The 7,936-nt window shown below is 68.8% G+C and carries 10 protein-coding genes; 6 read left to right on the top strand and 4 right to left on the bottom strand.

Annotated features, from left to right (window positions below):
- The first annotated feature begins 161 nt into the window (after positions 1-161).
- Genes U9983_RS08160 through U9983_RS08140 form a run of 5 tightly spaced genes read left to right on the top strand, consistent with a single transcriptional unit; the run spans position 162 to position 2,296 of the window.
- Positions 162-443, top strand: coding sequence for a hypothetical protein (locus U9983_RS08160; RefSeq protein ID WP_322753434.1), 282 nt, complete (start codon positions 162-164; stop codon positions 441-443).
- Complete coding sequence (locus tag U9983_RS08155; RefSeq protein ID WP_322753433.1) at positions 440-841, top strand: type II toxin-antitoxin system VapC family toxin; 402 nt, start codon at positions 440-442, stop codon at positions 839-841. Before U9983_RS08160 ends, U9983_RS08155 begins: the two co-directional genes overlap by 4 nt.
- Positions 842-876: 35 nt before the next feature.
- On the top strand, positions 877-1,431 hold the full coding sequence (locus tag U9983_RS08150) for a Uma2 family endonuclease (protein ID WP_322748635.1): 555 nt from the start codon (positions 877-879) through the stop codon (positions 1,429-1,431).
- 41 nt (positions 1,432-1,472) lie between these two features.
- Complete coding sequence (locus U9983_RS08145; RefSeq protein WP_322753432.1) at positions 1,473-1,895, top strand: hypothetical protein; 423 nt, start codon at positions 1,473-1,475, stop codon at positions 1,893-1,895.
- Positions 1,892-2,296, top strand: coding sequence for a DUF5615 family PIN-like protein (locus tag U9983_RS08140; RefSeq protein ID WP_322753431.1), 405 nt, complete (start codon positions 1,892-1,894; stop codon positions 2,294-2,296). The genes U9983_RS08145 and U9983_RS08140 overlap by 4 nt, the downstream gene beginning before the upstream one ends.
- A 28-nt stretch (positions 2,297-2,324) precedes the next feature.
- On the opposite strand, the gene U9983_RS08135 is transcribed toward U9983_RS08140, so the two are convergent.
- Together U9983_RS08135 and lat are read right to left on the bottom strand one after the other, a co-directional pair.
- Positions 2,325-3,851 carry an aldehyde dehydrogenase family protein gene (locus tag U9983_RS08135; RefSeq protein ID WP_416211310.1) on the bottom strand — a complete coding sequence of 509 codons (1,527 nt, stop codon included), beginning with the start codon at positions 3,849-3,851 and terminating at the stop codon, positions 2,325-2,327.
- Positions 3,851-5,230 (bottom strand): L-lysine 6-transaminase, encoded by a 1,380-nt coding sequence (gene lat, locus U9983_RS08130; RefSeq protein ID WP_416211309.1) that lies wholly within the window; start codon positions 5,228-5,230, stop codon positions 3,851-3,853. The genes U9983_RS08135 and lat overlap by 1 nt, the downstream gene beginning before the upstream one ends.
- Before the next feature lie 335 nt (positions 5,231-5,565).
- Here lat and U9983_RS08125 point away from each other — a divergent pair, with 335 nt between their 5' ends.
- Positions 5,566-7,278 carry a protein kinase domain-containing protein gene (locus U9983_RS08125; RefSeq protein WP_322753428.1) on the top strand — a complete coding sequence of 571 codons (1,713 nt, stop codon included), beginning with the start codon at positions 5,566-5,568 and terminating at the stop codon, positions 7,276-7,278.
- Between the two features lie 26 nt (positions 7,279-7,304).
- Here the strand turns inward: U9983_RS08125 and U9983_RS08120 are convergent, their stop codons facing one another.
- Positions 7,305-7,685 (bottom strand): type II toxin-antitoxin system death-on-curing family toxin, encoded by a 381-nt coding sequence (locus U9983_RS08120; protein WP_322753427.1) that lies wholly within the window; start codon positions 7,683-7,685, stop codon positions 7,305-7,307.
- Positions 7,682-7,876 (bottom strand): CopG family transcriptional regulator, encoded by a 195-nt coding sequence (locus U9983_RS08115; RefSeq protein WP_322753426.1) that lies wholly within the window; start codon positions 7,874-7,876, stop codon positions 7,682-7,684. Before U9983_RS08115 ends, U9983_RS08120 begins: the two co-directional genes overlap by 4 nt.
- Positions 7,877-7,936: the final 60 nt, after the last annotated feature.

The following is a 7,936-nucleotide window of genomic DNA, read 5'->3' as shown; positions in this document are numbered from 1 at the left end:
AAATAACGGTGTAACCCTCCGAGAGTGAGGACATGCCGTGAGTGACACGATGGTAGAGGTTCCGCCGGCCCACGAGGCCCCCGCGCTGGATCGACCCGGGGACGGCCCGGTGGACCTTCGGTCCTCGGCTTCGACGCACATTGAGGGCTATTATGTGCGTCATGGTCGTGCGCGTCGGAGTCAGAGAACTGCAACACAACACCGCCCGGGTGATCGAGAAGATCAAGGATGGGCAGACCGTCGAGATCACCGAACGGGGACGGCTGGTCGCCCTCCTCGTCCCCCCTGGACCGTCCCATAAGGCCAGGGACGAACTGATCGCCGCGGGAGTCCTGCATCCTGGTCGCGGCGGTCTGGCCGGCTGGCAACCGTTGGCAGCGCGTCCGGAGATTCCACCGTTGTCCCAGATCCTTGCGGACATGCGCGACGAGGACGACCTATGATCTATCTGGACTCCTGCGCGCTGGTCAAACTGCTCGTCACCGAACCCGAAACCCCGGCACTTGTGGCATTCCTTTCCGCTCACGCCGCCTATCCACACGTAACCACCACCCTGGCCCGCACCGAAGTGACGCGGGTCGTACGCCGTGCAGCACCGAAGGACTCCCAGCTGCACGCAACCGCCGTCGAACTGGTCGATCAACTGGACCAGGTCGAGCTGGAGCGGCCGTTGCTCGACCAGGCCGGCATCATCGCTGATCCGTATGTCCGTACCCTCGACGCGATCCATCTCGCGGCCGCACTCCACCTCGCGGAGGCGCTGACCGCCTTCGTTACCTATGACCACCGACTGGCTGCGGCCGCCCGGGATGCGGGCCTTCCCGTCCGCACGCCGACGTAGACTTGCGTTACGGAGATGGACGGAAGGACGCGCTGATGAGCGAGCCGCTGATCGCGATCCCGCCGGATGGGTGGACCACCGACTACCTTGACGAACTGCCGGTCAGCAACCACCGCTACGAACTGACCGACGGAGCGCTCAGCGTGTCGCCGTCGGCTTCCAACCTGCACCAGGCCCTGAGCGCCCGACTCTTCGCCGCGCTTGACGCGCTCGCGACCGAGCCGTTCGCCCTTGCGATGGCCGTGGACATCCGGTTCGGCCGGCAGCTCACCCGCATCCCCGACCTCATGGTGGTGCGCAGCGACGAACCGGGCCGGCACTGGTTCGCTCCCGCCGAGGTCGTCGTCGCGATCGAGATCGAATCCCCCGGCAACCACGTTGAGGACCGCACCACCAGGCCGGCGTTGTACGCCCAGTTCGGCATTCCGTACTACTGGCGGATTGAACCGTCCCCGCCGCGGGTGACGACCTACCGGCGCGGCCGCGGCGACGCCTACACGGTGGCCGGTAGCGGCGAGCGGCTCACCGTCACCGAACCGTTCCCGGTCGACCTCGACCTCACGGCGCTACTCCCCCACTGGGCCCGCTGACGACCGCGGGATGTCGTAGTACAGAGGCTACAATGCACTACATGGGTGCGCCACTATCGATCCGATTCGACCCGGAACTGCTCGCCCGGCTACGGCGTCGGGCACAGGCGCTACCGGGGGCAACCGTTTCCGGCCTCGCGCAGCGCCTGGTCGACGAGGGGTTGCGCCAGGCCGAACATCCAGGTGTGACCTTCAAGGACGGCCCGACCGGTCGCCGGGCGGCGCTCGTGACCGGTCCCGACCTGTGGGAGGTCATCAAGACTCTTCGGGAGTTGGACGAGCGTGGGCCACGTGCCGTCGAGGCAGCCGCCGAGCTGTTGAACCTCCCCGTAGCAAAGGTGCGTACCGCCTTGCGGTACTACCTCGACTACCGCGAGGAGATCGACGCCGAGATCGAGCAGGCCGACGCGGAGTCCAGAGCCGCCGAAGAAGCGGACCAGGCTCAGCTGCGGTTGCTTGCGTGAACGACCAGGACGACCCGTCAGGTGATGGACCCCGTGCCATCGCTCTGCTCCTGGACGAGATGCACGCCCCGGCTGTAGCGCAACGGCTGCGGGATCTCGGACATGACGTCGTCGCGGTCGCGGCGGACGACAGCCTGCGAGCCATGGCGGACGCCGACCTCTACGCATGGGCTCTGGAACACAGCCGTTGGATAGTCACGGAGAACGTCAAGGACTTCCGCCGACTACTCGTGGCCGCCGACGAGGCAGGCGGGCAGATGATCGGAATGATCTACACCAGCAACCGGACATTCCCACGGACGCGGCGTAACCACGAACCGCTCGTCACTGCGCTCGACGCATGGTTACGCAGGACCACGCTCGACAACGCCGCGCTGGAGGAATGGCTACGCCCAGCGTGACCGGGACGACCGACTCATCCGTCGACGATCAACCCGTCGGTGGGGGCCAGCCGCCGGGAAGGCGGAAGGTGAGGTCGGCGGCGGGGATGCCGGTTTCCAGCTGAGCCTTCTGCAGGTGGCCGGAGTAGTCCCAGTTGACCGCCTGCCACCGGGTGACCTGGTCGAGCACCCAGCGTCCGGACTGACGGGAACCGTTACCGGACCGGCCGTTGCCACCGAAGGGCAGGTGCGCCTCGGCCCCGGACGTCGAGTTGTTGACGCTGACCATGCCGGCGCTGATCCTGCGGCGGAACCGGAAGACCGTCGCCGGGTCATTGGTGTAGATCGACGAAGACAGGCCGTAACCGGGCGCGTTGGCCAGTTCTATCGCCTCGTCGAGGTGACCGTAGGTGGTGACGCCGACGATCGGGCCGAACGTCTCCTCACCGAACACCTCATCCCCGGGACGCACACCGTCGAGGATCACCGGATGGTAGTACAGGCCGGTCTCGGCGACGCCGACGAACCCGTTGCGCGGGCGGGCCGCGTCGATCCGCCCGACCGCCGAGGACCCCGCGACCCGGTGATGATCACGGATGAGCCCGAGGGTGCGTTCGAAACCAGCGGCGAACCGCCGATCGAGCAACGGCCCGTAGAGGACGTCCGCGCAGGGGTCACCGATCGCCGCCGTCTGCACCGCGGTCACGAACCGGCGGACGAACTCGTCGTGCAACGACGCGTGCACGATCACTGTGCCCAGCGACGTGCACCGCTGCCCGGCCGTGCCGAAGCCGGAGAACACCGCGCCGGCGACGGCGGCGTCCAGATCCGCGTCGGGTGCGACCACCATCGGGTTCTTCCCGCCCAGCTCCAGGCAGGGGGTCTGCAGGTGCCGGCCGCACAGCTCGCCGATCATCCGTCCGACCTCGGTCGAGCCGGTGAAGCCGACCTTGTCGACGCACCCTGCCTCCAGCGCCCGCTCCAGGCCGGTGAACGTTTCCACCCCCTCGGCGGGCACCAGGCCCAGCACGCCGGCGGGTACCCCGGCATGGTGAACCAGCTCGGTGAACGCCTGGGCGCACGCGGCCGCGTAGACGGCCGGCTTCCACACGACGGTGTTGCCGCACAGCAACGCCGGGATGATGTACCACGCCGGAACCGCCACCGGAAAGTTACCCGCAGTTATCACTGCCATCACACCGACCGGCTCCCGGAAGGTGAACAGCTGCTTGTCGGGCAGTTCCGACGGCACGGTCTCGCCGTAGAGACGCCGGCCCTCGCCGAGGAAGAACCGGCAGGTGTCGATGATCTCCTGTACCTCACCGCGCGCCTCGGCCAGGGGCTTGCCGACCTCGCGGGTGACCAGCCGGGCGAGCGCGTCGGCGTTGTCCTCGACCAGGCGCCCGAGGTTCGCGATCACGGTTCCACGCACGGGTGCGGGCACATCGGCCCAGCCGGGCTGGGCGTCCCGGGCGATGCGGCAGGCAGCCAGCAGTTCGGCGGGGCTCGCAAGCACGATCTCCGCGACGACCTCGTCAAGATGGGCGGGGTTCGTCGACAGGCTCACCGATCCCATCACGTGGCCGGGACGCTGGTCAGTACCCGCTCAAGGGCATCCACGCCGAGGGAGAGCTCGGTGGCCGAAACGGTCAACGCGGGCCGGAAGCGCAGTGCCCGCGGACCAGCGGGCAGGACCAGCACATGCTCCTCGGTGCGCAGCCGGCGCACGACCTCGTCGCGGATTCCGGGTGCGGGCAGGTCGATCGCGCACAGCAGGCCGCGCCCGCGCGGGTTGGTCACCAGCGACGGGTGGCGCCGGGCCAGCTCCCACAGGCCGGCCAGCAGGTCAGCGCCGAGCTCGCCGGCCCGGGTGAACAATCCGTCAGCTTCCATGATCTCCAGCATCCGCCGGGAGCGGACCATGTCGACCAGCCCGCCACCCCAGGTCGAGCTGATCCTTCCCGCTACACAGAAGACGTTGTCGGGCACCTCGTCCACCCGCCGGCCTGCCATCACCCCACCGACCTGCACCTTCTTACCGAAGGCGACAACGTCGGGATGCAGGCCCAACTGCTGGTAGGCCCAGGCCGACCCGGTGCTCCCCACCCCGGTCTGGACCTCGTCGAGGACGAACAGCGCGTCATGGACGTGACACAGACGTTCCATCGCGGTGAGGAACTCCGCCCGCAGATGGTTGTCGCCGCCCTCACTCTGGATCGGTTCGGCCAGGAAACAGGCGATGTCGTGTGGATGGCGGGCGAACGCCGCCTCGGCCTGGGCGAGCGCGCCCGCCTCGGCCACGGCGAGGTCGCCCAGCCGGGTGTCGTCCAGCGGGTAGGTGACCGCCGGGGTGTCGATCCGCGGCCAGTCGAAGGTGGGGAAGCGGTCGGTCTTGACCGGGTCGGTGTTGGTGACCGACAGGGTGTAGCCGCTGCGTCCATGGAAGGCGTGGCGCAGGTGCAGCACCCGCGTCCCGAGCGACGGCGACCGCCCCGCCTGGGCGTTGCGACGGCTTTTCCAGTCGAACGCGCACTTGAGCGCGTTCTCGACGGCGAGCGCTCCGCCTTCGACGAAGAACAGGTGGGGCAGCTCCGGGTCGCCGAGGACCCGGACGAACGTCTCGACGAACCCTGCGTAGGCGGCGGTGGCGATGTCGGGGTTGGCCGGCTTGTTGACCGCCGCGGCGGTCAGCTCGGCGAGAAAATCGGGGTCGCCGGTCAGCTCCGGCGGATTGACCCCCAGCGGCGCCGAGGCGAAGAAACTGTACAGGTCCAGATAGCGCTGGCCGTCACGGGCATCCACGAGCCAGCTGCCACGGCTGTGCGCAGTGTCGAGGACGATGTCGAAGCCGTCGGTGCGGACGTGGCGGCCCAGCACCTCCAGCACCCGGTCCGGTGCGACCGTCGGGTGTGCGACGGCGCGACTCCCCGTGACCAGGGAGATCCGACCCCGCATGGGGACCGCGGCAGGTGTGGTCGACATCCCGCCCCTCCTTCCGCGTACATCTCGCCTGGATCACACCGTGTCTGGGCCACATCCCACAAGATCTGTTTCTCGTGCGGCCAGCTTCTCGGAGAGACCGATAAACCTTCTGTCAAACCCTCTTGATCGTCAAGATACTATTCTTCCAGACCGGAATCAAGGCAAAATTTTTCCTCCGAGACGGAGGATGTCGCATAGCCGACGGCACCGGAGCAGCGCTGCCACGCACGGGCGAACGCATCAGGGACAATCGGGGACACCATCCGCCGATCGAGCGGGCGGGCGGGTGGCAAGGAGGAGGAAAAGACGTGCTCCAGCCGTTGTCGGACGACGACCCGCGCGAGGTCGGTCCGTACCGTCTACAGAGCCGGATCGGCGCCGGCGGCATGGGCATCGTCTACCTCGGGTTCGCCGCGGACAACAAGCCGGTCGCGGTCAAGGTGCCCTCGCCGGGGCTCGCCGACAACCCCGAGTTCCGTGACCGGTTCCGCACCGAGGTGACCGCGGCCGCGCGGGTGCGCGGCATGTCGGTCGCCGCGGTGATCGACGCCGACACCGACGGCCCACGCCCGTGGATGGCCACCGAATACGTCGAGGGCCGCAGCCTGACCGAGGCGGTCGCCCAGCGCGGCCCCTTCACCGGACGCCTGCTCGACGGGCTGGCGGTCGGGCTCGCCGACGCCCTGGTCGCGATCCACGCGGCCGGGGTGGTCCACCGCGACCTCAAACCATCCAACATCCTGGTCACCTGGGATGGCCCGAAGGTCATCGACTTCGGGATCGCGAGGTCGTCGGACTCGACCAGCCACACCCGTACCGGCGTGCTCATCGGCACCCTGGTGTGGATGGCACCCGAACAGCTACGGGGTGAGCGGGCCGGGTCGCCGACCGACATCTTCGCCTGGGGTGCGTGCGTCGCGTTCGCCGCCACCGGCCGCCAGCCGTTCCGGGGCGAGCGCCCCGAAGCGATCGCCGTCCAGATCATGACCGCTGCCCCCGACCTGACCGGTGTGCCACCGGCCCTCACCGCGGTGCTGGCCCGGACGCTGGACAAGAACCCGGCGCGGCGCCCGACCGCCACACAGCTCGTCGCCGGGCTCGTCGGGCACGATATGGTCGACCCCGGCGAGACCGTCCGGGCGGCACACACCGCCCTTGCGCAGTGGTGGTCGTTGCCGCCCACCCCGCCGCAGGCACCGTCCGAACAGGCGCAGGAGACCTTCCGCTCACCCACATACCGGACGCGGGCCGGCGGCGAGCCTATGCGCGGCGAGCCTTACCGGGGCGGCGAGTCGTACCCGCCAGCCGCACCGCACCGGGGTGGCGAGCCGTACCGGGAGTCGCAGCCAAGCCCGTCACGGCCCAGCCGACGCGGCACGTTTGCCGCGGTCCTGGCAACCGTCCTGGCGCTGGCGATCGCCGGCGGGATCATCGCCGCCATGACATTACGCGGGCACAGCACCCCGACCGGAGACACCGGCGGGTTGACGGCAGCCGGGCAGAGCACGCCGGCGTCGACCGCGACCACAGCCACCCACCGGAGCCCGACGCCGTCGGGCCGGCCCACTACCGCGACTCCGACCCCCACCCCGTCGCGGACTCCGACGCCGACACCGACACCGACGCACGGGCCGCTCACCCTCGCCGAGGCGGCGAAGATCGTCAACGAGCAGGGCTACGCGGTGACCGACCAGACCGGATTCCTCACGGGCCGGACCCTCAACGTCCTCATCGGCCGGGACACCGCCTCCGCTGGCACATCCCGCGAGTTCGCGTTCTTCTTCGTCGGCACCGACATGATCGGTAAAGATTTCATCGAGCCGAGCGCCGGCATCCATGTCGTGTCCGCGACGCAGATGGCGAGCGTGCTGCGCTACGACCTGTACGAGCCGTCGGACAAGGTGTGCTGCCCGACCGCCGGCACGGCTGATGTGACGTTCCGCTGGGACGGCAAGAAGCTCAACACCGACCCGTCGACGATCCCGCCGAGCGACCCCAACGTCCACGGCAGCCGCCGCTGACCGGATGACAGCGGCGGACAGGCGGGCTACCCGCCGTCCAGCGGGACGACGCACAGCCGAGCCGCGATGTCCTCGACCTCCGCCGCACCCTGAGCGACATCCATGACCAGGTCGAACGCCGCGTCGTGAGTCAGGTCGACCGTGTGACGGTTGATGTCGAGAAACACCACGGTCGCCAGCCAGGCAAGGCGCTTGTTACCGTCGACCAGAGCACGGTTGCCGGCAACTGAATGCAGCAGCGCGGCGGCCTTGAACGCGAGGGTCGGATAGGCGTCCTGCCCGAAGGCGCTCGACCGGGGCCGGGCTGCCGCGACGTCGAGCAGACCGACGTCGCGCACCGGACCGGCACCCAGGTCGCGTACCAGCGTGAGCAGGTCCTCCAGATCGAGATACGCGACGCGACTCACACTGTGCCCAACCGGACGAGCACATCCCCCCATCGATCGATCATGCGAGTGGAGCTGTCCCGTACCCGGGCAGTGTGCCCGGCTCGCTCGTAGCGCTCCAGAACGGCACGCCGAATGATCTCCTGCCGGGAAATGCCCTCACTGGCGGCCAGCGCGGTCAGAGCGTCTTCGAGCTCTTGGTCGGTACGCACCGTAAAGGCCATACGGTGACGATACCATTCTGATACCAAAAGTGCAGTCGACGGCCGGCA

This window comes from Protofrankia sp. Cas3 (assembly GCF_963555955.1).
Lineage (GTDB): Bacteria > Actinomycetota > Actinomycetes > Frankiales > Frankiaceae > Protofrankia.
This window is presented reverse-complemented; position numbering and strand designations above follow the sequence as displayed.